Consider the following 23,415-nt stretch of genomic DNA (forward strand, 5'->3'; position numbering starts at 1 on the left):
TCCTCTCATGGAGCGCCGTCAGCCCCTATCGTGCAGGAACACCGCCCCCCATGAAACGCCCCTTCACACCGATGGCCGCAGGCGCGCGCCGCGCACGACTGCCCAGTGCGGCCAGCCAGCGCGGCAGCATTGCGTCGTTCATGGTCCTGGCCATGGGCGGCGCTTTGCTGGCCACCGCCTACGTTCTGGATACCAGCCGCATGGTCAGCAATGCGGCCCAGGTCAAGCGGGCCACCGACGCGGCCGCGATGGCCGTGGGTAACGAACGCCTGATAAATGGCGAAAACTCCATGCCGAAACTGAGTGCACTGGCCTACGACTATGTGAAGAACAACCTGGGCATGGACAGCCAGTTGGCGGAGCAGATCGACTACAGCAATTTTGAACTGAGCAAAACCGTCGACGACGAGAGCCGGGTACGTTACAGGGCCGAAGTGAGCTTCCATGCCGACCCTGAATTGCTCGGTGGCAAGCGCCAGGACCTGAACGTGCACTCCACTGTGGAAGTGATCTCCCGGGCCACCGAGATCGCTTTGATGCTGCCCAATACCGGTAGCGAAAATGACGCCCAACTCGCCGCCCTGCGTCGATTGGGGAAGAACTTCATTACCAGCCTGCTGGGTGAAGACAGCAGCAGTAACGACAATAAACGGCTGTGGATTTCGCTGGTGCCCTACAGCCAGGCGGTCAATGTCTATGACCCCGCCGACGCACAGCGCATCCGACGCTGGGCAACCTCTCAAGCGATCAACGCGGTTGAACTGCAATCGCTGTTTCGCACCGGCAAGATCAGCAGCCTTGCTGACCGGCGCACGCCAGACCTGGCATCCGGCCTGACCTGTATGAACCGAGGTCTGGTTCTGGGTGAAAACTACTTCTGGGATGAGCCACCCACCGGCCAGTTCACCCGTGTGTATTACCGTCACGACCTGATCGAAAACGACCCGGGTGCCAGATGGGTTTCGTGGGTCGGTCCCAACCCGGACTTCGGCCTGGCCAACGGCATCAGTGACACCCGTTTCATCGTCGCCGACAAAGGTTGCCCCAAAGCAGCGTTGCTTCCGCTGACCAACGACAAGGAAGAACTCGAAAAGCGCCTGGACGCCATGCGCACCGGTTTCAACGTTAATTACTCCATCGCCATGGGCTGGGCAGGCATGGCCCTGTCACCGCAAATGCGCGGCAGCAACGGCTGGCTGGACCCTGAGTTGCCGCTGGACTTCAACGAAGGTGACGGCAGCGAGAACGTCAAGATCATCGTCATGCTGGCCAACACCGTCGGTGACTGGTTCGACACTGATTCCTACAACGCGGCAAAAGTAGGCCAGTCAGTCAGCGGCGAAAACAACGGCACTGACTATGCCATGCGCCGTTTCGAAAGCCTGTGCAGCAGCTTCCGGGCACGCAAGCTGAAGTTCTATTTCATCGGCGTGCGCCCCGGTGACCCCGCCGACTCCCAACGCGTGCTGTTCGACAAGATTGCCGGCCCCGGCCTGCAGATTTGCGCCCAGGGTGGCGGCGACATGGTGTTCGCAGACGCCAGCACATTCGTTCAGGGCGAAGACCAGATCCAGACGCTGCTGAACAAGATCGCCAACAAGATCAAACATGAACACTACGCCCGCCTGGTCGAGTAAGCCTCAGGCCACTTCGTCAGCCATTTGCAGAAAGGACACCGCCATGACATTGCCCGCCTCGAACACACGCAAACGCCTCAAGCACGCCAGCCTGGCATTGGCCCTGGAACCGCGCATGATGTTCGATGCGGCAGCCGTGGCGACGGCAGCGGACGTCGCTGTGCAGGTCGCGGCCACCGATGTCGCGCCCGGTGTAGAAGCAACGCCCGCGAACGCCACTGTCACGGTCACTGACAGTACCACCACTATCCCGGCGGTGGATCTGTTCGGCGCAGTAGCAGTCAGCGCAGACAGTGCCAACCATGAGCTGGAATCACTGGTGGTCACAGTCAATAGCAGCGGTGCCAATCAGGCGTTGGTGATCGATGGCACGACAATCGATCTGACGACAGGGCCAGGTGTAACCGAGACCCATAAGTACGCGTACACCGTCGCTGTCAACGGCGACATCACCACGGTGACCATCGCCCTGAATTCGTCGGCTGACAACACGCCTGCTGACGTCGCTAACCTGATCGATAACATTGCCTATCAAGTAAAAGACAGTAGCATCGAGAGCGGCGCAACCACTATCACACTCAAAAGCCTCAGTGACGACAGCGACACCGCCACACTGAACATCAGCGCCACGATCAACCTCGATAACCAGATCAACCGCCCCCCGGTGATTGGCGATGCCGGGATTCCGGATCTGGCGCAATCCGTCACCCTTGCGGACCTGGGCACCAGCAAGGAAGTGGTCTACTCCAGCGACGGCAAGTACCTCTATGCGGCCAATGCGTCGGGCACCATCGTCAAATTCGCGGTGGATGCAAACGGGGCGCTGACCAGTGAGCAGGTCTTCAAAGACAGCACCAATCTGAGCAGCATCACCGACCTGGCTTTGAGCAGCGATGGCAAGTCGATGTATGCCATTTCCGGCAGCAACATCATCACGCTCGACGTCTCGGATAACGGCACCCTCAGCTATCTCAATAGCACCAGTGGTGGTGGCGAGCTGCAAAGTGTGGCGCTGTCCAGCGACGGCAAGCAGGTCTACGTCTCCACCCGGGTTGGCGGCATAACCGTGTTCACTCGTGATACCGCGACCGGAGAGCTGAGCGGTACTGGCTTGCCGACCCTTCAGGAGGGCGCCCTGGGTGGTGGTCGCACACGAACCATCGTCAGTGCCGGGGACTATGTCTTCGTTGCGTCTGGCACCAGCCTGGTAACCCTGCAGCGTGATGCAGATGGCAAGCTGACCAAGCTGTCGGCAGGCACCCTTTCCACCGGGATCCCCACCAGCATCACCCCTTCACTGACCGCCTCGGCAGACGGCAGCCTGATCTACATCGGTGACGGCTCGACCATTCGCATTTATGCCTTGCAAGGCGACGGCAGCGGAAAAACCCTGGTATCGCTGGGCAGTACCAGCCTGGCCGGGGTCAGCGCACTGAGCGTTTCCGGCGACGGCACCAAACTGTATGCCACTTCCAGCAGCGCAGGCACATTGAGCGTTTACAGCATTGGCGCCAACGGGGCTCTGAGCCTGACCCGCACTCTCAACGACGTGAGTGGCGCGGGAGCAGTAAGCCTCGCACCGGACGGCCAATCGCTGGTCGTGGCAGGCAGTAGCCTGAGCCGCTTCAGCACCACGCTCAGCTACATCAATGGCAGTGAAACCAGAATCACTGATGGCCTGACCCTGTCCGATGCCAACCTCGACCGCCTTGCCAACAACGCCGGTAATTATCAAGGCGCGAGCATCACCATTGAGCGCAGCGGTGGCGCGAACGGCGAGGATCAGTTCGGCTTCGCCACGGCATCGGGCCTGACACTGGAGAACAACAGAATCCTGAAGAATGGCGTGGAAATCGCCACCTTCACCGAGAGCGGCGGCACTCTGACGATAACCTTCACAGCCGCGGCGAGCAGCGCCGATGCCAACGCTGTCCTGCAACAGATCACCTACAGCAACACCGGCAATAACGTCGACGGCACATTGGTCAGACTGAACATCAGCGCCAGCGATGGCACGTTGAGCAGCGTTGCAGCAACGGTTGCTCTTCTGTTGACCGACAACAGCGCACCGACCCTCGGCGCTACCGTGCCGGTGCAGCCGGTTTACGATACCAAGGGCACTGTGGCGACGTTGTTCAAGGACGCCTCAGTCAACACCGGCGAAGTCGGTCAGAGCATCATCGAGATGAAGCTGAGCATCGATGGCCTTGGCTCAGTCGCCAACGAATTCATCATCATTGATGGCACGCGCATCGATCTGTCCACCTCCAGCAGCAATACCACCATTAACGGTTATAGCTACGTTTACAGCCTGACCAATGGCGTTGGCAGCCTGACCATCAGCAGCGCCAGCGGCATCAGCACCTTCGCCGCGCAAGCGCTGGTCAACGCCATCGCATACGTCAATGACAGCAACCAGGCCGTCACCGGCAACCGCAACGTGACGCTGGTCACCCTGCGCGATAACGGCGGTACGGCCAACGATGGCAAGGACACCGGCGCGCCGGGGCTGGTCGCGAATATTGTGTTGGCAGTCAACAATGCGCCCGTGCTGCAAGTGGACGTCGATCCCGACCCGACACTGTTCTATTCCGATGGCACGCTGTCCGGCAACACCGATTACGTCACCAGCGTCACGCTGTCCACGGACGGCAAAACCCTGTACGTCACCGGCAGCAGCGGCGCGAGCCTAACGGGCATCGCGTATATCCGGGTCTACGCCCGGGACACGGCCAGCGGCGAACTGACCCTGTTGCAGACCTTCACTCAAGGCACCGGCGACGACCCGAACACCACCGCCATCGAAGTCAACGGTCTCAATGGCGCCAACACCCTGACCGTCTCCCCGGACGGCACTTCAGTGTATGTGGCCGGGTACTCCAGCACGGGCAGCGCCACTGCCTATTCGTTGGTGTTGTTCACCCGCGACGCAGCCAACGGCGCGCTGACCTACAGCGGCATCGTTGCCACCCAAGGCGAAGTGAATGGCAGCCTGACCACCTCGGGCCTGGATACTGTGGTCAGCGAAATCGTGCTCTCGGCTGACGGCAAGTCGCTGTACACCATCAACGGTGTGCGCGCGAACGACGGCTCCACAAACAAAAGCGAAATCGCCTTTTTCTCTCGCGACCCAGCCACAGGCGACCTGACGTTTATCGGTTCCTATCTGGGAGGTACCGCCGACAAGGGATTGAATCAGCCTACCGGGCTGGTCGTGTCTGCCGACGGCACGTCGGTGTACGTCAGTAACAACGGCAACGCGATGATCACGATCCTCAAGCGTGACATCAGCACCGGCATCCTGACCTATGTGGCGGCCGTCAATCAGGCCAGTATCAGCGCCGACCCGGACAGTGGTGTGCAACCGACTGACAACCGCTTCCTGCAAAACCTGCAGGACATCGTCATTTCACCGGACGATCAGTTCCTGTATGTCGGCTCTAATGCCATCGGCACCATCAGCATCTTCCAGCGCGACGTCGATGGCGGGCTGACCTACGTCGGCACCGTCGATACCTACAACAGCAAGTACACCACTGCGCTGACCATGCGCGAGATGGCCTTGTCGGCGGACGGCTCAGCGCTGTACGTCACCACGTTCGGTGGCCAGTCAGTACTGGTATTCGCCCGGGATGCCACGACAGGCAAACTGACCTTTTCCGAGAGCGTCAACGTTGGCAAGAGCATCAACCACCTGGCCGTCAGCGCGGACGGCCTGAACATCTACACAGGGTCTTCGCAGGTCAGCACGGGCGTCGCCATTCTGTCGGCCCGCGCCAATACCGTTTACAGCGATCAACACCCCACCACCTTTGCCGACGGCGTGAGCTTCGCTGACGCCGACTTCGACACCTTGAGCGACTACAAGGGCACGGTGCTGACCATCGTCCGCTCCGGCACGGCATCTGTCAGTGATCTGTTCGCATTCGCCGACGGTAACGACCTGCGCCTGGAAAACGGCAAGATTCTCTATCAAGACCAGGCCATCGCCGACTTCATGATCGATGCAGGCAAGCTGACCGTGACCTTCACCGCCAGCGTGGACAAAACCCTGGCCAATCAGGTGCTCAAGCAAGTCACCTATCAGAACGGCGACAGCACCGCGCCAGCCAGGGTCAACCTGAGCGTCAGCATCGGCGATGGCGGCAAATCCGACAGCACCGTGGTCGTCTTGCTGGTTAACCATGCGCCCGTGGTCAGCAACGACAGTTATGTGCCCGTCACCGCAACGGTCAATCATTCGTACAGCGTCGTATTGCCTGAGGATCTGTTCAAGGATGCCGAGGGCGATGTGCTGACGTGGCAAGTCGATGGCCTGCCCTCGACCCTCAGCTTCGACCCGGCCACCCGAACCGTTTCCGGTACGCCAGACAGCAAAGGCAGCTACACCATTACCGTCACCGTGACCGATACCCTCGGCAATAGTCGTGATCTGCAGGTGACCCTGACCGTCGCTGCCGACCCGGCACTCGCACCGGTGTTGAGCGGTGATACCACAGATATCGAGTATGCAGGCCAGACCGATGGCTGGAGCTCCGAGCTCTTTACCGATGTACTCAGCGGCGCTCAGGACTCCGTGCTGTCCAGCGACGGCAAGTACCTGTATGTGGTCAGCATCCCGGAAAGCGGCACTTCCTACCTAAGCCAGTTCAGCCGGGCCGCGGACGGCAGCCTGACACTGGTACGAAGCCTGTTCGACGCCAGCCTGGCCGATGGCATCGCCGGGTTGGGCGGCGCAATCAAAGTGGTGCTGTCGGCCGATCAGCAGTCGCTGTATGTGATTGGCAGCACTGACAACGCGGTAGTGGTTTTCAGCCGCGACACCAGCAGCGGCGAACTGGCCCTGGCCGGGACATTGAACGGCAGTGCCATTGCCGGTGGTGTCGACGCTATCCGCGATATCGTCAGCGTTGGCGGCCATGTGTACATCGCCGCCGGTGATAGCCTGTCGGTGTTCAGCCAGCAAGCCGATGGCTCGCTGACACTGGACAAAACTTACAGCGACGGTGCCGATGGCATGCAGGGCCTGGCGAGCATCAATCGCCTGCAACTCTCGGTGGACGGCCAGTTCCTGTTCGTCGGTGGCACCGGCGGCAATGCCATTGCCAGCGCACTGCGTATCGGTGCCGACGGTGTGTTGACCTACCTCAACAGCGTCGGCACCGGGGAAAACTACATTGGCGGGCTGACCGTCTCCGCCGATGGCAAAACCCTTTACGCCATCAACAACGGCACACCTGGCAGCCTTGAAGCCATCAGCATCGGCAGCGATGGCCGCCTGACGCTGATTGGCAGCAGCGCAGTGAATCTGGCTGGCAGCGATCTGGTGGTTTCCGCCGATGGTTCGGCAGTGTTTCTGGTCGGTGAAGACACCCTCAAAGTGTTCACTCGCGCAGCCGACGGCACGCTCACCCACTATGCGGACGTGACGGATGACGGGACCGAGTTCGGCCTGTCGTTCAAAAGCCTGAACAGCATCAGCCTGAGTAACGACGGCAAACAGCTGTACATCAGCGACACCGGAACCTCAATACTCTTCACCATGAACGTCGACCTGCCACGCCTTGATTACACCGAAGGCGGTTCCGCTGGCGCGCTGTTGCCCAGCGCTCACCTGTCCAGCCCGACACTGGATGTTACCGGCAATTATGAAGACGCCAGCATCAGCATCGTCCGCGATGGCGGCGCACTGGCCGACGATCTGTTCACCTTCCTGGATGGCAATGGCCTGACTCTGGATGGCAGCCAGATCATGAAAGGCGGCGTGGCCATTGCCACATTCGTGCAGGCCAATGGCGAACTGACGGTGACTTTCCTGGCAGGCAGCAGCCAGGCAGATGCGCAGAACGTATTGCGCCAGATCGCTTACGCCAATACCAGCAACGACCCGGAGCGGGCCGGAGCAACGCCGGACTTCAGCGTTACCTTTGACGACGGCGCAGGCAACAGCACGGTATTGGAAGTGGGCGTTGATCTGCACGGCGTGAATGACCCGTCCGTGCTGATCAGTACCCCGCTCAACCCCGACCTCGCCGAAAACGGCGAAGGGGTGAAGCTGTTCAATGGCACGCAAATCGACACCATCGAGACTGATCAGACGATCTGGAAAGTCTTCATTACGGTCGATGCCAGCGGTCCGAACGAAGTGCTGCGAGTCGACGGCAGCAACATTGTGCTGCAAACAACCAACGGCACACCAAAGACTGCCAGCGGTATTCAGTACAGTGTTCTCGTGGAGAACGGTGTGGCAACGTTGACGATTTTTGTGGGCCGAGATCCAGCCAGCACCGCCACACTTATCGACGGCATCACCTACAACAACACCGGCAGCGGTTTGAGCGGTACCCGCAGCATCGGCCTGAGCATTACCGAGAATTTTGCCAGCGGCAGCTCGCCGACAACAGTGCTGGCAGACGAGGTCACCGTCACTCTCAAACCCGCCAGTACCCCGAACACCGCGCCCGTACTGGCCGGCCCGGTGCCAGCGCGCCCCTATACCGAAGGCGACAGTGCAATTGCGATCGCTCCCGGTGCAACGGTCACCGACGCACAAATGGACGCCCTGAACGGCGGCGCCGGTAACTACAGCGGTGCCACCCTGACCCTGACGCTAGGCAGCGGTGCTACCAGCCTCGACACGCTGGGTTTCAATGCCGGTAATGGTCTGAGCCTGGAGGGCCGTACCTTACTCAAGGACGGCGTCGTCATCGGCCAAGTGACCAACACGGACGGCGTGCTGACCATTCGTTTCAATGATGACGCGGGCACTATCCCGACCACTGCGGACGTACAGAACACCCTGCGTCAGATTACCTATGTGAGTGCCGATCACGCCCCGGCTGACAGCCTCGCGATCAGCGTGACCCTGTCTGACCGCTTCCTGACCTCCAGCACCATGGCGTTGAGCATCGACATAACGCCGGTCAATGACACACCGGTGATCGTCAAGGATCCGGTCATCGCGCTGGGTGATATTCAGGTCACGAGTAGCATCAGCACGCTTGGCGGGCTGTCGAGTGTGACCGCGATCAGCCTTTCTCAGGACGGTTCGACGCTGTATGCCGCCGATAACAGAGGCGTCATCGCCCTGTTCAGCCGCAACGCGACAACAGGCGAATTGACCTACCTCAGCACCCTGCCGGGTGGAGGCGAACTCACCTCGATCAACCGCCTGCTGATCAGTGCCGATGGCCAGGCGCTCTATGCCATCGGTGCCATTGATGCCGAGAAAAACGGCGTGGCGATTTACAGCCGCGACAGTTCTGGCGTGCTGCGCGTTGTTCAGACCCTGAGCTCCCAAAGCGACTTCGAATTCTACGAGACAAAGGATATTGTCCAGTCGCCTGACGGTCGCTCGCTGTACATCCTCGGCAGCACCAGCCTGCTGGTTTACAGCCGCGATGCAGGCACGGGTCAACTGACTCAAACCCAGACGCTGGGCGATGGCTGGAACGCGCCTTACCTCTGGCTACCCACTGCAATTGATGTGTCGGGAGATCTGGTATTCGTCAGCACCGACTACAGCAACAGCCTGATCGCCTACCGTCAAGGCAGCGACGGGCAACTGACGTTGCTGGGCTTTATCCGAAACACCCCAACAGATCCTGCAATCGACAACCCGGTCGAACTGGGCAGCCTGCAACATGTCGCCGTGTCAAACGATGGTCGATACGTTTACATCGCTGGCGGCGACAGCGTACGCCTGCTGAGTTTCGACGCCAGTAATGGCAGCTTCACGTTAATAGGCGTTGTCGCCAGCGGCCTGGGCGATATCAGCGATCTGGTCCTCTCAGACGATGGCGCTGCACTGTTCGTCTCAACCGCAAACGGCACCCTGAATCGCTACGCAGTGGTAGATCAGACACTGATCCTTGCCGACACCCTGCAAAGCAGCGACAGCAGCACGCTCGGCGGCGCGAAACAGATCGTTCTGGACAGTAACGGCAACGCCATTGTCGTAGGTCAGGGCCTGACGTCGCTCAGCGTCATCGCCACGCCCGCGCCGATCTACATCATCGGCACAGACCCGGTAATACTGGCGCCAGGGCTGAGCCTCAGCGACGCTGAACTGGATGCGGCCAACGCTGGCGCAGGCAACTACCAAGGCGCAAGCGTGAGTATTTCCCGCGCTCCATCAGCCGACAGCCGTGACCATTTCGGATTTGCCGACGGCGATGGCCTGAGCCTGGTGAACGGCCAGATATTCAAGGGCGGCGCGGCCATTGCGAGCTTGATCGACCTCAACGGCACGCTGACCCTGACCTTTACAGCTCAGGTCAGCAGCGCAGACGCCAATGCCATTTTCGGCAAGCTGACCTACGCCACAGACGCTACCGGCGTCAGTAACAGTTCAGTGAATCTCAATATGAGTTTCAGTGATGCCGCACTGACCAGCCAGACCCGCGTGGTGCAGATCACCTTGCGCGACCCGGCGGCCAACCAGTCGCCCATCGCGGGCACCACGCCGTACAACCTGACACCAGGCACCGTCGGCCAGAACTACAGCGTCACCCTCCCCGCCAACCTGTTCAACGACCCGGACGGCGACACGCTGACCTGGCAGGCCGATGTCGTGCCCGACGGCATGAGTTTCGATCCGGCCACTCGCATTCTGTCCGGCATCCCGACTGGCAGCGGCGTGTTGACACTGGTGGTCAGCGACACTGCCGGGCTGACCGCCACGCGCACGATCAACTTCACCGTACAGGTCGCAAGCGAACCCGGTGCAGGCAATCCGACGCCGGTGATCGACAGCGTAAGCCCGGTAATTCCCGTCGATCCGGTCGCCTGGCATACAGCGCCGTCGGCTTCCCGCGACCCTGTTTTTGACTCTTCAGGGCGACCGGAAAGCGCGTCATCGCCGAGCCTTGTCGGTGAGGTCGCGGGCAACAGGCCCTTACGTTTCACCGACAACATCGGACTCGACAGCTTCGGCCAGCCTCTGGATTTCACCCAGCCTGATTCCGGCTTTACGGTGTTCGACACACCGTTGCGGACAGCCAATGGGCAGAGCGCCCTGTGGGTTAGCCAGACATCCCCCGATGGCACGACGTTATCAACCAACCGCGAGCGGATCGGTGCCTTGCTGGACATGAGCGGGACATCGTCACGGATCGACTTCCAGCTACCGGACGGGATTTTCAGCAGCCGCGACAGCCAGTTGACCGTCAGCCTGCGCCTGAGCAACGGGCTACCGCTGCCGGGCTGGGTCAGCTTCGACAGTCGTACCGGCAAGATCGTGGTTGACCGCGATCGTATGAAGCAGGCAGAACGGTTGCGGCTGGTGCTGATTGCCCGGGACGCGAGCGGTAAAGAGGCGCGCATTCCCGTAGAGCTGCAAACCGACGGCAACCGGACACTCAGCCTAACGCCTGAACAGACGCCCGCGCTTCAAACCGCAGAGCCTCGCTCACAGGCGTCGGCACAGAGAGGCGTCAGCGAGCAACTGCAGGTCGCCAGCCAGGGCGGACTGCTGGCCCGGGCTCAGGCACTGCTCGCCGCACTGCTGCCAAAAGATGCCACGCCCGGGGAAAAATCCGACCGCGACGCGGCCTGATCGCAACAACGACGCGGGTTCATTAAGCATTCTTAATGAACCCGCAATTGCCTGTTATCAAGAATAATTCTTATCTTGTCGCCGCCCCAAACTGGCCCGCACCCCGGCCTCACCCGATCGCGGTACGGACAGCACTTTTCAGAGGAACACTCGTGATCAACACCAAACTTCCAGGCCTCACTGGTCGCCTGTCGCTGCGTCTGGCCATCGGCCTGGCCACGCTCAGCCTGTCTGCCTGCGCCGTGAAACCCGAAGCGATCACCCTCGACCAGCAAATCGCTGAGGCGAGCTCCGACCGGGTCAAGATGTTCGACGCCCAAGAGCCCGTCACCCGGCCAATCAGCCTGGATGAAGCCATGGCCCGGGCCGTGAAATACAACCTGCAGCAACGTCTGATGCTGATGGAGCGAGCGCTGGAAGACAACCTGCTGGACGCACAGAACCTCGACATGCTACCCAAACTGGCGGCGCGGGCGGGTTGGCGTGGACGTGACAACGTGTCGGCGTCGTCCAGCGAATCTATTCGCACCGGCAGCCAGTCCCTGGAGCCGTCCACCAGTCAGGACCGCTCCAGCCGCAACGCCGACCTGCAAATGTCGTGGAACACCCTTGATTTCGGCCTCGGTTACTTCAGCGCCAAAGCTCAGGCCAACAAAACCCTGGGAGCCGAGGAACGCCGCAGGCGAGTGGTGGCCGACATCATTCAGCAGGTACGTGCCGCCTACTGGGAAGCCGCCACGGCCGAGCGCCTGAAACCTGAGGTGCAACGCACACTGGTGGAAGCGCGCAGTGCACTGGAGCGCGCGCAACAGACCGAGAAACAACGTCTGCTCGCGCCGCTGGATGCCCTGCGCTTCCAGAAGGGGCTGCTGGAAATGGTCCGCCAACTGGAATCAGTGGACAGCGAACTGGCCACTGCCAAATCCCGACTGGCCGCGTTGATGAACCTGCCACCGGCCACCCAATACAGCCTGGTCGTTCCCAGCGAGCAACAATTGACCCGACCGCCACTGGCCTACAGCCTCGAAGACCTGGAAACCATGGCCATGGTCAAGCGTCCGGAGGTCCGTGAGGAAGGCTACCTGGCGCGCAACGCCGTGCTGGAAACCCGCAGCGCCATGTTGCGCCTGCTGCCAGGCGCTTCGCTGTTCATCGGTGGTAATTACGACAGCACCAGTTACATGGCCAATAACAACTGGGCCGATGCCGGTGTGCAAGTCAGCTGGAACCTGCTCAGCGTGCTCTCCTACCCTGCGATCAGCCGGGCTGGCGAAGCGCGCGAAGCCGTTGCCGATGTTCGCCGCCAGGCACTGCGTATGGCCGTGCTGACTCAAGTCAACGTGGCCTGGCAACAATACCAACGCGCATCACGCCTGTTCGAGCGCTCCAACGAACTGCAGCGTATTCAGCGCGGCATTCTCACCCAGACCGAAAGCGCCGTCCAAAGCGACGCGCAAACGCTGGTCGAGCGTGTACGCACCAGCACCGAAACGGTCCTGGCAACGCGTACTCGCGATCGCAGTTATGCCGAGTTGCAGAACGCTTATGGCGCGGTTTACCAGTCTGCCGGGCTTGATCCGCTGCCCGAACAACTGGCCGACAAAAGCGTCGCCACCCTGAGCCAGGCCATCGCCCACAACGCGATTGCTCTGGCCAAAGGTGAAACGCCGGTGCCACGCCTGCATGCCGCTCCGTCGCTGATGGCCCGTACCGTAGCCCAGCCGCTGCCAGCACCGAAAGCCGCGCCTGCTCCAGCGCGAATCAATACCTGGAGCAGCCTCGGCTCTCTGCAAGATGCCGAGCTGGTTCCGGTGAACACTCCGACCCTGCGCTGATCCATTAACGCCACTCCGACCGGGGTGGCGCTTCCCTGCCGAGATTCCCAAGCCGCCATGCGTATTTCGCCTCCGCTCCCCTATTCCTTGTTACTGCTGGCAATGGCTTGCGCCACGGTCAATGCCGACGAACCCGCGCCCCTGCAACCGCCCTCGACCGCCTCGACTGTCGGGTCCCCGGCGACTGGCTCCTCGGCAGCCGACATCCGCGTACAACTGATCGCGAGCCAACGCACGGTGCTGTCCAGCGAACTGGCTGGCAAGATCATCAGTCTGGACGTGAAAGAAGGCGAAAGCTTCAAGAAAGGCGAACGTCTGGTGGCCTTCGACTGCGCCATTCACCAGGCGCGACTCAATCACTCAACCGCCGCCGAGTCTGCCGCCAGCAAAAAACTGATGATCGCCAAACGCCTCGACCAGTTGCAGTCCATCAGTGTTGCGGATGTCGCTCAGGCCGAAGCAGCCCTGGCCATGGCACGCGCTGAAAGTGGCGTAGGACGGGTCATGCTGCAGCGATGCAGTATCAGCGCGCCGTTCTCCGGGCGCATTGCCGAGCGTAAGGTCCAGCCAGGTGAATACGTCGCCGAAGGCAAGGAGCTGTTGGCCATTTACGACAACAGTGCATTCGACGTGGAGCTGATCGCCCCATCGCGCTGGCTGACCTGGCTCAAGCCCGGCAGCCGCTTTCAAGTCAGCCTTGATGAGACCGGCAAAAGCTACCCCGCAGAAGTTGTACGCATGGGCTCGGTCATTGATCCGCTCAGCCAGTCGGTCAAGGTCTTCGGCCGAATCGCAGCCAGCGATGCCAGCCTGTTGCCAGGCATGAGCGGCACCGCGCAACTCGCTCCGCCCATCGTCAGCGCCAAATGAAGACCGCCGAGCCCCCTGACCAGCAAGCCCTGCAAAGCCTCAGCCAACTGCTGCAACTCGAACAGCAGGCGCGCAGTGCGCTGACGACTCAGGAACTGGCATTTGTCATGGTCAACGACAGCCGCTTGCTGCTCGACTATCGTCAGGCTCTGCTGTGGAGTTGCGATCGCTCACGGATCGACGCAATCTCGGGCCTGGCGGTGGTCGAGCAGGATGCGCCGTTCAATATCTGGCTCAGCGGCTTATGCAAACGCTGGCAAGACCAGCCCGACGCTCAACACATTCATTCGCTCAATACCGCCGGCCTGGCTACCGATGACCTGCCGCTGTGGGCCGAGCATTTTCCTGCACACCTGATCTGGATGCCGTTACGGCATGTCGACGGCAGACTCCTCGGCGCACTGTTGCTGGCCAGGGAAACGCTGCTGCCCTCGTCGCAGGAGCCACTGGCTGCCCTGCTGATCAATGCGTATGGCCATGCCTGGGCAGCATTGCTGGGCAAGAGCAGCCGACGCAAAACTGGCCAATCACACAAACGCCGGTGGCTGGCCGGGTTGCTCGCAACGGCCGTACTACTGAGCTTGCCGGTCCGCCAATCGGTATTGGCCCCCGCCGAAATCGTTGCCCGTCAACCCAGCGTTTTGCGTGCACCGCTGCAAGGCGTGGTGGAAAAAATTCTGGTAAAGCCCAACGAACTGGTCCAGGCCGGGCAGGTACTGGTGCAACTCGACGCCCGGGAACTGCAAAGCCGCCTGGAATCATCACGCCAGGCCATGGCGATCGCTGATGCCGAGTTCCGTCAGGCTCAGCAACAAGCGCTCAGCGATGAACGCAGCAAAGCAACCCTGGCCGTATTGCAGGGGCGTCGCGAACAGGCGCAGACCGAGGTGTATTACCTGCAGGAAAGCCTCAAGCGCATGAACATTCTGGCTCCCCGTGCCGGCGTCGCGGTGTTCGATGATCCGAGCGACTGGGTAGGTCGTCCGGTGTCATTAGGTGAACGCATCATGCTGGTCGCTGAGCCGAGCGAGGCACAACTGGACATCCAGTTGCCCATCGCTGATGCCATAGACTTGCAGCCGGGTGCCGACATCCTGATGTTCCTCAATACTGACCCAACGTCACCGCTGCCTGCGAGCCTGCAACGTCTGGCTTACCGGGCCAGCCCGACAGCAGACGGCAGCATGGCCTATCGCTTGAAAGCCGAATTCACCGAGGCGGACCCACGTATTCGGGTTGGCCTCAAAGGCACGGCGAAGCTCTACGGCGAACGCACCAGCGTGCTGTATTACCTGCTCCGTCGCCCGCTGTCAGCGCTACGCATCTGGCTCGCATTGTGAGGCCTGCCGTCCCCTGCGCGAGCTATGAGGCGCACAACCGATGAACAGCGCCGCGCTGCCGGGCACAGCCAATCCACCAACGCCACTCCCCAGACTGCGCGATGAGCTGTTGCTGCACGAAGGGCCGCGCAATCGGGACGGTTCGCCGACCTGGACACTGGAGGATCCGGCACGGGGGCAATTTTTCCGGCTCGGCTGGGCTGAAGTAGAGATCCTCTCGCGCTGGCATCTGGGGAATGTGGCAGCCATTGCCCTCGCGATCAGTCAGGACAGCACCCTGGAGCTGGATGGGAATGATATCTCTGCGTTCAAAAACTTTCTGCAAACCAATCAGTTGCTGCAAGCCTGCGGTGCCGAAGACAACGCTCGTCTGCAACATATCGCTGATGCGCAAAGCGTCGGTTGGGCCAGCTGGCTGCTCAAGAACTATCTGTTTGTACGCATTCCGTTACTGCGTCCAGACCGTTTTCTCGGCAAAACCCGTCATTGGGTCGAGCCGTTCTACAGTCGCACGTTCCTGTACCTGACGCTGATAGCAGCGGGCCTTGGTCTGTTTCTGGCGGCACGCCAGTGGGAAACCTTCATTCATACCTTCCTGCACTTCTTTACGCTGGAAGGTGCCGCACTGGCCGGCGCAACGCTGATTGTGTCCAAGGTGCTGCATGAGCTCGGCCATGCCTATACCTGCAAGCGTTATGGCGGCAGAGTCGCCACGATGGGTGTTGCACTGCTGGTGCTGTGGCCGGTGCTGTACACCGACACCTCCGGTGCCTGGCGACTCAAACAGCGACGCCAACGTATGGCCGTTGGCGCAGCGGGCATGCTGGTGGAACTGGCATTAGCCGCCTGGGCCACGTTGCTTTGGAGCTTTCTGCCTGACGGGATGCTGCGCAGCGCAGCGTTCATGCTGGCCGCCACCACCTGGATTCTGACCCTGACGGTCAACCTGAGCCCGTTCATGCGGTTCGACGGCTATTTCCTGCTTTCCGATCTGCTCGACGTGCCCAACCTGCAAACCCGTGCGTTCCGCCTGACGCGCTGGCGTTTACGTGAGTGGCTGTTCCGTTTTGGTGAAGAACGCCCCGAACATTTTGAACCGTGGCTGGAGCGCACCCTGATTGGTTATTCGCTGGGCACCTGGATCTATCGGTTTTTTCTGTTTCTAGGGATCGCGTTACTGGTCTACCACTTCGCCTTCAAGCTGTTGGGCATCCTGCTGTTCGTCGTTGAAATCGTTTATTTCCTGCTGCGCCCCATCTTCAGCGAACTGCGTGAGTGGTTCTCCCGACGCAAGGACTACCGCATGAATCGCAACTCACTGAGCACCTTGCTGGTATGTCTTGGGCTGCTGCTACTGGCCTGTGTTCCCTGGCGCGGGAGCATCCATGCCCCGGCCTTGCTGCGCACCCAGCAACAGGCGGGACTTTACGTGCCGGTCGGGTCGCAGCTGCAACAGATTCTGGTAAAGCCCGGTGCGAACGTTGAGGCAGGTCAGCCGTTGTTCATTCTGGAGGCCCCCAGCCTCAAGCAGGAGCTGGCGATCCTTGATCGGCAGATTGTCACCCTGCAATGGCAAAGCAGTTTTCAGCAGTTCAACACGGAGGCTGCGGCTAACCTGATGGTGGTCCGCCAGGAGTTAATTGCGGCTCTGGAACGTCAGGCGGTGCTACGCCAGCAATCAAGCCATTTGACCGTTCGAGCGCCATTCAGCGGTGTCATGGCAGACATTGCCGACCCACTGGAGCAAGGTGAATGGCTGTCGGCGGGCGAGTGGCTTGGTACGCTGATCGGCAGCGATGCCGGTGTCGTGGAAGCCTTCGTAGAAGAACATGATCTGGCACGTCTGGAACCCGGCAGCAGCGCGCGCTTCTACCCGGAGGTCTTCTCCAGAGCGTCACTGGAACTGAATCTGGACAGCGTCGAGCACACCGCCGTACGCCGCCTGTCGTCTGCACCGGAGCTGGCTTCGACCTATGCTGGAGGTCTGGCGGCGACCCTCGACAGCGAGCGCGTTCCGCAACCCGAGCAGGCCATCTACCGGGCCCTGCTGACACCCTCGCACGTTTCATCCACCCCCCGAATGGGCTTGCGTGGAACCGTGGTCATCGAAGCTCAAGCACAGAGCCTGATCATGCGAGCCTGGCGCAGCACACTGACCGTGCTGATTCGCGAGTCCTCGTTCTGAACGGTTAAGCATTCTTAATGCTCCGCTCGTTGCCCCGCTTACATGCCATGGCCATCATTTGGTAACTTGTCGCAGCACACACAGGACCCTCGCCAATGCTCGCCAACGCCCAACAGCCACCAGAACTTCCGCTGAGCAAACGCCTGAAAGCAGGAAGCACCCGCGACCATGACAGCGTCGACACGCTGGTCATGCAGTCCCGCCCATTTGAAGACAATCAACGCTACGGCTGCTTTCTGCGCCTTCAGCATCGCTTTCATGGTGCCATTCATGACCTGTACGACGATGCAGATCTGAATCAGTTGCTGCCCGGTCTTAGGGAGCTGCCTCGTTTTGACGCCGTGTGCGCGGACATGAAAGACCTCGGCCTGTCAGTTCCCGCGGCCCCGGCGGCAGTGAAGCCGCATTCCATGCACGCTGCAATTGGCTGGCTGTACTGTGCGGAAGGCTCGAATCTGGGTGCAGCGTTTCTCTTCAAGGAAACCCAGCAGATGGGCTTCAACGCAGAACACGGCGCACGCCATCTTGCCGCCCACCCCGACGGCCGTGCGCTGCACTGGCGTCAGTTCGTGGCATTGCTGGATGGTTTGAACCTGGACGAAGCGCAAAAAGCCGAAGCGATTCAGGGCGCCATTGACGCTTTCGATTTCTATCGCAGTGCCCTGCGTGAGTGCTTTCACTGAGTGAGCGCTCGCCCGGCCCCGCCTCTTTGATAACGCGCCTTCGCTAGCAAACACAGCTCTGTTGGAGCGAGGCTTGCCCGCGAAGAACGTTAATGCGGTGGTGCCTGACACACCGGGTTGGCGAGCTCGCGGGCAAGCCTCGCTCCAACAAATTCGTTCGCTGGCGACAGCGCGGTATCAGAGACACAGGATTGCTCCGACGGAACAGAGTCAACTTAGCCACTGCCATGGCGTCATCTTTGTCACCATCATCAGCACAATGACAAACATCCCCGCAAAACCGCAGATCCCCATCCAGAACCATTTGCTGTAAGCGCTCTGGTATCGCTCATCCAGCGACAAACCTTGCTCAGCAGCGCTGAACGCTAACCTGTGCAAGCGCTTTTGCAGCACCAGCACAGGCAGCCAGAGCGCGCCCACCATGAAGAAGATCAGCAACGAGGTCAGCAGCCATGGCGACGTCAAAGGCAGCCCGGCAAGCCTGACTAACGCATAGCCTGTGGCGACTTGCAGAAAACCTGCCGGGGTGGTGATCCAGGTATCGAAACGCACAACCATTGCGCAGACGTGGGCAATGACCTGCAGATTTCGCGTGCGGTTGGCGGCAATCAGATAAAGGAAAGAACCCATGCCGAATCCGAACAGGAAAATCGCGGCGATAACGTGCAAATACTTCAGCCCTAAATAGAGCATCCGTCAGCCCTGCTCACTGGAGAAGCACACCGACAGCCGAACATCCTGCGGATCACCAATGGCCGCCAGGTACTCATCAACGTTAATTTCTCCTACACACGGTCGGGCACCAGGCTCGGAACGGTAATCCTGTGCGACCTTCGCAATCAGTGCGACAGCAGCGCAACTGGGAATTTCCTCATTATTCGCAACGGTGGTAATACACGCCTATCAATCCTGAAGGAGCTTTATCAAGAAACTCAGGATGATCACTTCTTCCGGATCAATGTGCTTTTTCGTCCTTGGGTAGAGCGCGGGGAAATTGTGTCCCTTAGGAAAGGTGCATACCATTTCGAATGCGCTGTGTAGTCCGCACCACGCATACCCCCTCGAAAGGGTAAATGGCCCAAGCAAAGGGTTCTAGAAGGGTTTGAATGGAATGGAGGTCAAGGGTAAGTGCCTTACCTGAAAGGGGCCTGCGGCGGCTAAAGGGAAGCCCAGAAAACTGTTGAGGTTCCAACTCAGACTAAAATGAAGTCACCTATTAATGATACCTGCCAGGACTTTACGCCTGACGTAAATGGCTAAAAGCTAGTACCATTGACACACACTAATACAGGCGATTTGCAAAGAATGACAGTCAGCAAAGCACTGCAGTATTCATCTGGCTACAAGCCATTTATCGACGGCCTCCGAGCCTTATCCATCCTGGCCGTGGTTGCCTATCATGTGGGCTTTTCTCAGGTACCAGGTGGATTTGTCGGTGTTGATATTTTCTTTGTGATTTCAGGCTTTCTGATTGTTACCCATCTGATCAGCTCAATGGAGGCAAAGAAATTTAAATTTAGCGAGTTCTGGGCTCGACGGGCACTGAGAATTCTTCCACCGTATTTATTGGTTATTGCGACGTGTGCAGTCATCGCCCCATTCGTACTAGTTCTTCCAGACGAACTGGAATCATTTGGAAGACAGGTAACAAATTCGGCCGTAATGATAGCCAACCACTTCTTCCTCAGGAGTCAAGGCTACTTCGACACAGAGGTTGACGTTAAACCATTACTACACATGTGGTCACTTTCGGTCGAAGAACAATTCTACATCATTGCCCCACTCGCTATTTTTGGAATCTACACTGCATGTAGGAAGCTATCATCAACGAAGGCTCGCGCTCTTTGCATCTCCGCAATCCTTGTATTGTTCGGCCTTTCTCTGTATGGGTGTATTACATTAACAGGCGGTGGCGCTGGTAGGAATTATGCGTTTTTCTTGATGCCACTGAGAGCATGGGAGTTCATAGCAGGCGGGGTTCTTGCGTTTCTGGTTCCATTCGTTCTTCGATTTCCGAGAGCTGCAACAGAAATCATTGCTCTCTTTGGGCTCACACTCGTTGCAACTGCAATATTCATGTACTCCGGTGAAGATACCTATCCTTCCTGGAAAGCCATTATGCCAGTGGCTGGAGCAGCGCTCATCATCCTATGTGGCGTAGCTCAACCCCAGAATCTGGTAGCTCGGGCTCTATCACTGAAGCCATTGGTAGCAATCGGACTGATTTCCTACGCGTGGTATCTCTGGCACTGGCCACTTCTCTCATTCGGCCGGATATACCATTTCGGCGCTCGAGATCTCTCATTTGATCTCGCGATGGCCGGCATTTCACTCCTTCTTGCATGGGCGACCTATTTGCTGGTTGATAAAAAAATCTTAGCCTGGCGCCAGCATTTGCCTCGTGGAGCGAACTGGAAGCATACGGGCGCAGCGCTATCGCTATGCATAGCCGTAGGATTGTCCGGTGTGTACATGACCAAAGTTTACGCACCGTCAGTTGCTTCAAACTACACCGAAGCTCAAGCGCCTAAGCGGGCAAGCCGAGCTGGTGTCTGCAATCTCCACTCAATCACAGACCCTCAAGCCTGCCTGGATCTCGCAGCCGAAAAACCGATTGGACTGCTAATTGGCGATTCACATGCCGACGCAGCTTACCGAGGGATAGCAAAGCACGCGCTTGCTGATGACGCAGTAATTGCCAGCGTATCCTCAGGAGGGTGTGGTGCATTTTTCAACACTCACATAAACGATCCAGATGAAGCAATGGGCGAGCGATGCGAGAAAGGCAGAGCCAATGCCAAAAGCCTTATTGGAGATGAGATCAAGCCAAAGTTTGCAGTCATTTTTTCACGCTGGTCCTTGTACACAGGTCGAGGGCAATACTCCTTGAGCGAGCCCGGCAGCATCACCCCGTTCACAGATACTCGCGCTGGTTTTGTTGAGAAACTGAAAGGCACCTATAACTACCTTCGCGCGCAGGGTATCGACAGAATCCTCGTTATTGGCCCAGTTCCTGTGTTCAATGCACCAGCTAAAGACTGCGTGATGAGATCTGACCGCTATAGGGTTGAAAGAGATATCCACTGCTCAGAGGAACGTATTGCTGTAGATACAGCCCGTAAGGACGCTCTGTCCTGGCTCAGAGAGTCAGTAGCCCAAGAACCGAACATAAGATTCATTGATCCAATCACCCAGTTCTGTGATGAGAAACTTTGCCGAGGCTACGGTGAAGAGGGGCTACTTTACGCTGACACCAGCCATATCAGCGATGCGGGGATGGAAAGGATCTATCAAGCAGAGAAAAAATCGTTTGAGTGGGTGTTTGGTAAGGATCTATAAGTCAGTACCGCACTATCAAACTAACAACATGCCCGAGGCGTACAGGGATCGTACGCCAACAGCGGTCCTGGCACTGGACGGGGCAACAAAATCTGCCGTACAACACACCGAAACTTTCAGGTTACAAACTGATTAACCCCATTGCCATGGCCTGTCTTTTCCTTTATTCCTTGGCCACCGGGGCATCAGCATCGTCCAGCTCAGCCATCAAGCTCTAGCTCAGAAGCTCTAGACGTTCGGCCTCAGCCTTCAGCAGGCTCACCCCTTCCCTGATCTTGTGCTGAGAGTCTAACGACCCAGCACTGATACCTTCTTGACTCAATACTTCACGCACATGGTGATAGGCCAATACATCTACAGGGGGCTTGCCTATTTCGCGGGTTCCTTTCGGTTGGTTATTGCCACAGTGCAGCGCCACTATAGTCAGGTGGCTGGCCGAGCGCTGCGATTGCCTGATGCAGCTCGATCAGATCTATCAGGCGAGAAAGCTCCGAGCTGTCAGGTGCTGCGGGATGATTATAGGATTGCATGTGGATAAAGGTCATTCATCAGCCTTTACCTGATTTTTCGCGGACGCGAAAAACGCGCCTCTATGCTGATCTGGCCCCGTTTTTATTGCGGACAGAGCTGGGGTGCAGTTGAATGACCTGATATTGGGTGACCACAGACCGGCGCCCATAAGGCGCAACCATTGCAACTGTGCCTATCCAATCCGCGTGGCTGTCGACAGGGCCAAATTAATCTTAAAGCTGCAGGGGCAATTTGGGCATCTGATCGGCTGCCAGATGAGCGCCGGCTGAACACGAATATATGCCTGGCAATCAGCACACCGGAAAGTGATCACTTCGACCCTATCGAGGACCTGTTGGCCATCATCGGTTGTCCTTTTTTGCCAAAGCCTGTTGCACTTAGTGTTGCTGCATACGGTAAGCTCATCATTATTAAACTCGCTTTGTCCGACATAAAGCATGTTGTCGCAATCACAGCGAGCCGAAATGATCGCCTTGAAGGCAAATATAGCCGTTGCAGTTGTGCAGTCCTCAAGCCCAGCAATGATTTTCGTGAAAGCTTCCTTCGTCAGAGTGGTGCTCTTTTTTCCGTCAGGCTTGTGCGGTGAAACATGTAAGTAGGAGCCAAGTTTGTTGTAGAAGCCTCTGAATTCTTTCCAAGGTATTGCTTTCGTTTCCCCTATTGGTTTGAAGTCTTGCGGTAGTTCATCAGGCCCATTAGTCGCGAACGATAACTCACCTCCTTGGCCAGCGGTCGGATCAAAAGAGATAAGCAGTTTAAGGATCTGATCCGGCTTCCACATTCTTGTCAGGCTGCCAGGGATGACTTCGCCATACTGTTGCAACTGCCTATAAACCACAGTCTCCATCGCGAAGCGTAACTCTAGCGCCGCATAGCGCATTGACGGTTCATCAGGCTTCTCCAATAGGCTTTTGGCCCGATTGAGGTGGGGAGTGATGCGGTAAAGATCCATATCGATCTGAGCCCTTCAGGTTGATGGCTAGTATTTTCCTATCGGCGCTGCAAACGCCAACTCCTTAAATCCATACAGTTGGTTCCGTTTACCTGACAACCGAGAGAGCCGGACCGCGAGCAAAGGGGTGTGGAAAATAGTATGCGTTCAGCGAAGTCACCTAGCCAGGCCAGTTTTCAGTCACAGTATTGCTAAACCAGCTGGCAGATCCCCAACGACAAAATCAACCCACCGCACAGCCGGTCAATTGCTTTTTTCCTTCCTTGATAAGCGAAAGCAATCTTAGGCTGCGAAAAAGCGATTGCGACCATTCCATACCAAGCCATTGAAACCACCACTACAACTGCCAGCATCGACAAAAACGTGCCTATCGAAACGTGGGCGGGAGCTGCGGCTGAAAAAACAGCAGCATAGAAGGCCATGGACTTGGGGTTACCGATGTTGGTAATCACCCCTAGCCCAATCTGCGTAGATAGCTCCATCAAGC

11 protein-coding genes and 1 pseudogene are annotated in these 23,415 nt (G+C 58.6%); 8 read left to right on the plus strand and 4 right to left on the minus strand.

The window, feature by feature from the left end:
• Positions 1–50 precede the first annotated feature (50 nt).
• The 7 genes from EE949_RS15455 (at position 51) to EE949_RS15485 (ending at position 18,106) form a co-directional block, all read left to right on the plus strand.
• Positions 51–1,637, plus strand: coding sequence for a Tad domain-containing protein (locus EE949_RS15455; protein ID WP_205504989.1), 1,587 nt, complete (start codon positions 51–53; stop codon positions 1,635–1,637).
• Positions 1,638–1,680: 43 nt separating this feature from the next.
• Positions 1,681–11,193, plus strand: coding sequence for a beta-propeller fold lactonase family protein (locus EE949_RS15460; RefSeq protein WP_162874451.1), 9,513 nt, complete (start codon positions 1,681–1,683; stop codon positions 11,191–11,193).
• A 152-nt stretch (positions 11,194–11,345) separates the two neighbouring features.
• Complete coding sequence (locus EE949_RS15465) at positions 11,346–13,028, plus strand: TolC family protein (protein ID WP_205504988.1); 1,683 nt, start codon at positions 11,346–11,348, stop codon at positions 13,026–13,028.
• A 57-nt stretch (positions 13,029–13,085) separates the two neighbouring features.
• On the plus strand, positions 13,086–13,898 hold the full coding sequence (locus EE949_RS15470; RefSeq protein WP_205504986.1) for an efflux RND transporter periplasmic adaptor subunit: 813 nt from the start codon (positions 13,086–13,088) through the stop codon (positions 13,896–13,898).
• Positions 13,895–15,238, plus strand: a complete 1,344-nt coding sequence (locus EE949_RS15475; protein ID WP_122665080.1) for an efflux RND transporter periplasmic adaptor subunit — start codon at positions 13,895–13,897, stop codon at positions 15,236–15,238. The genes EE949_RS15470 and EE949_RS15475 overlap by 4 nt, the downstream gene beginning before the upstream one ends.
• A gap of 40 nt (positions 15,239–15,278) precedes the next feature.
• Complete coding sequence (locus EE949_RS15480; protein WP_122665081.1) at positions 15,279–17,423, plus strand: HlyD family efflux transporter periplasmic adaptor subunit; 2,145 nt, start codon at positions 15,279–15,281, stop codon at positions 17,421–17,423.
• A gap of 95 nt (positions 17,424–17,518) precedes the next feature.
• Positions 17,519–18,106: a biliverdin-producing heme oxygenase gene (locus EE949_RS15485; protein WP_122665082.1), complete on the plus strand. Its 588-nt coding sequence runs from the start codon at positions 17,519–17,521 to the stop codon at positions 18,104–18,106.
• A 210-nt stretch (positions 18,107–18,316) separates the two neighbouring features.
• Here EE949_RS15485 and EE949_RS15490 read toward each other — a convergent pair whose 3' ends face one another.
• The gene (locus tag EE949_RS15490) at positions 18,317–18,799 is read right to left on the minus strand and encodes a DUF2269 family protein (protein WP_122665083.1); all 483 of its coding nucleotides are present in this window, start codon (positions 18,797–18,799) and stop codon (positions 18,317–18,319) included.
• Positions 18,800–18,802: 3 nt separating this feature from the next.
• Positions 18,803–18,976: pseudogene (locus EE949_RS29840) on the minus strand (saccharopine dehydrogenase); the annotation flags it as partial.
• A 435-nt stretch (positions 18,977–19,411) separates the two neighbouring features.
• Here EE949_RS29840 and EE949_RS15500 point away from each other — a divergent pair.
• On the plus strand, positions 19,412–21,445 hold the full coding sequence (locus EE949_RS15500) for an acyltransferase family protein (RefSeq protein WP_122665084.1): 2,034 nt from the start codon (positions 19,412–19,414) through the stop codon (positions 21,443–21,445).
• A 703-nt stretch (positions 21,446–22,148) separates the two neighbouring features.
• On the opposite strand, the gene EE949_RS15505 is transcribed toward EE949_RS15500, so the two are convergent.
• On the minus strand, positions 22,149–22,928 hold the full coding sequence (locus tag EE949_RS15505) for a hypothetical protein (RefSeq protein ID WP_122665085.1): 780 nt from the start codon (positions 22,926–22,928) through the stop codon (positions 22,149–22,151).
• Between the two features lie 191 nt (positions 22,929–23,119).
• Positions 23,120–23,410, minus strand: a complete 291-nt coding sequence (locus EE949_RS29845; protein WP_346010044.1) for a LysE family transporter — start codon at positions 23,408–23,410, stop codon at positions 23,120–23,122.
• Positions 23,411–23,415 lie beyond the last annotated feature (5 nt).

The organism is Pseudomonas viridiflava (assembly GCF_900602065.1).
Lineage (GTDB): Bacteria > Pseudomonadota > Gammaproteobacteria > Pseudomonadales > Pseudomonadaceae > Aquipseudomonas.

What these genes read in the sequence shown, in the direction of transcription:
- EE949_RS15455 (WP_205504989.1), top strand. Translation starts at nt 51, where the DNA reads ATGAAACGCCCCTTCACACCGATGGCCGCAGGCGCGCGCCGCGCACGA.
- EE949_RS15460 (WP_162874451.1), top strand. Translation starts at nt 1,681, where the DNA reads ATGACATTGCCCGCCTCGAACACACGCAAACGCCTCAAGCACGCCAGC.
- EE949_RS15470 (WP_205504986.1), top strand. Translation starts at nt 13,086, where the DNA reads ATGCGTATTTCGCCTCCGCTCCCCTATTCCTTGTTACTGCTGGCAATG.
- EE949_RS15475 (WP_122665080.1), top strand. Translation starts at nt 13,895, where the DNA reads ATGAAGACCGCCGAGCCCCCTGACCAGCAAGCCCTGCAAAGCCTCAGC.
- EE949_RS15480 (WP_122665081.1), top strand. Translation starts at nt 15,279, where the DNA reads ATGAACAGCGCCGCGCTGCCGGGCACAGCCAATCCACCAACGCCACTC.
- EE949_RS15485 (WP_122665082.1), top strand. Translation starts at nt 17,519, where the DNA reads ATGCTCGCCAACGCCCAACAGCCACCAGAACTTCCGCTGAGCAAACGC.
- EE949_RS15490 (WP_122665083.1), bottom strand. Translation starts at nt 18,799, where the DNA reads ATGCTCTATTTAGGGCTGAAGTATTTGCACGTTATCGCCGCGATTTTC.
- EE949_RS15500 (WP_122665084.1), top strand. Translation starts at nt 19,412, where the DNA reads ATGACAGTCAGCAAAGCACTGCAGTATTCATCTGGCTACAAGCCATTT.
- EE949_RS15505 (WP_122665085.1), bottom strand. Translation starts at nt 22,928, where the DNA reads ATGGATCTTTACCGCATCACTCCCCACCTCAATCGGGCCAAAAGCCTA.
- EE949_RS29845 (WP_346010044.1), bottom strand. Translation starts at nt 23,410, where the DNA reads ATGGAGCTATCTACGCAGATTGGGCTAGGGGTGATTACCAACATCGGT.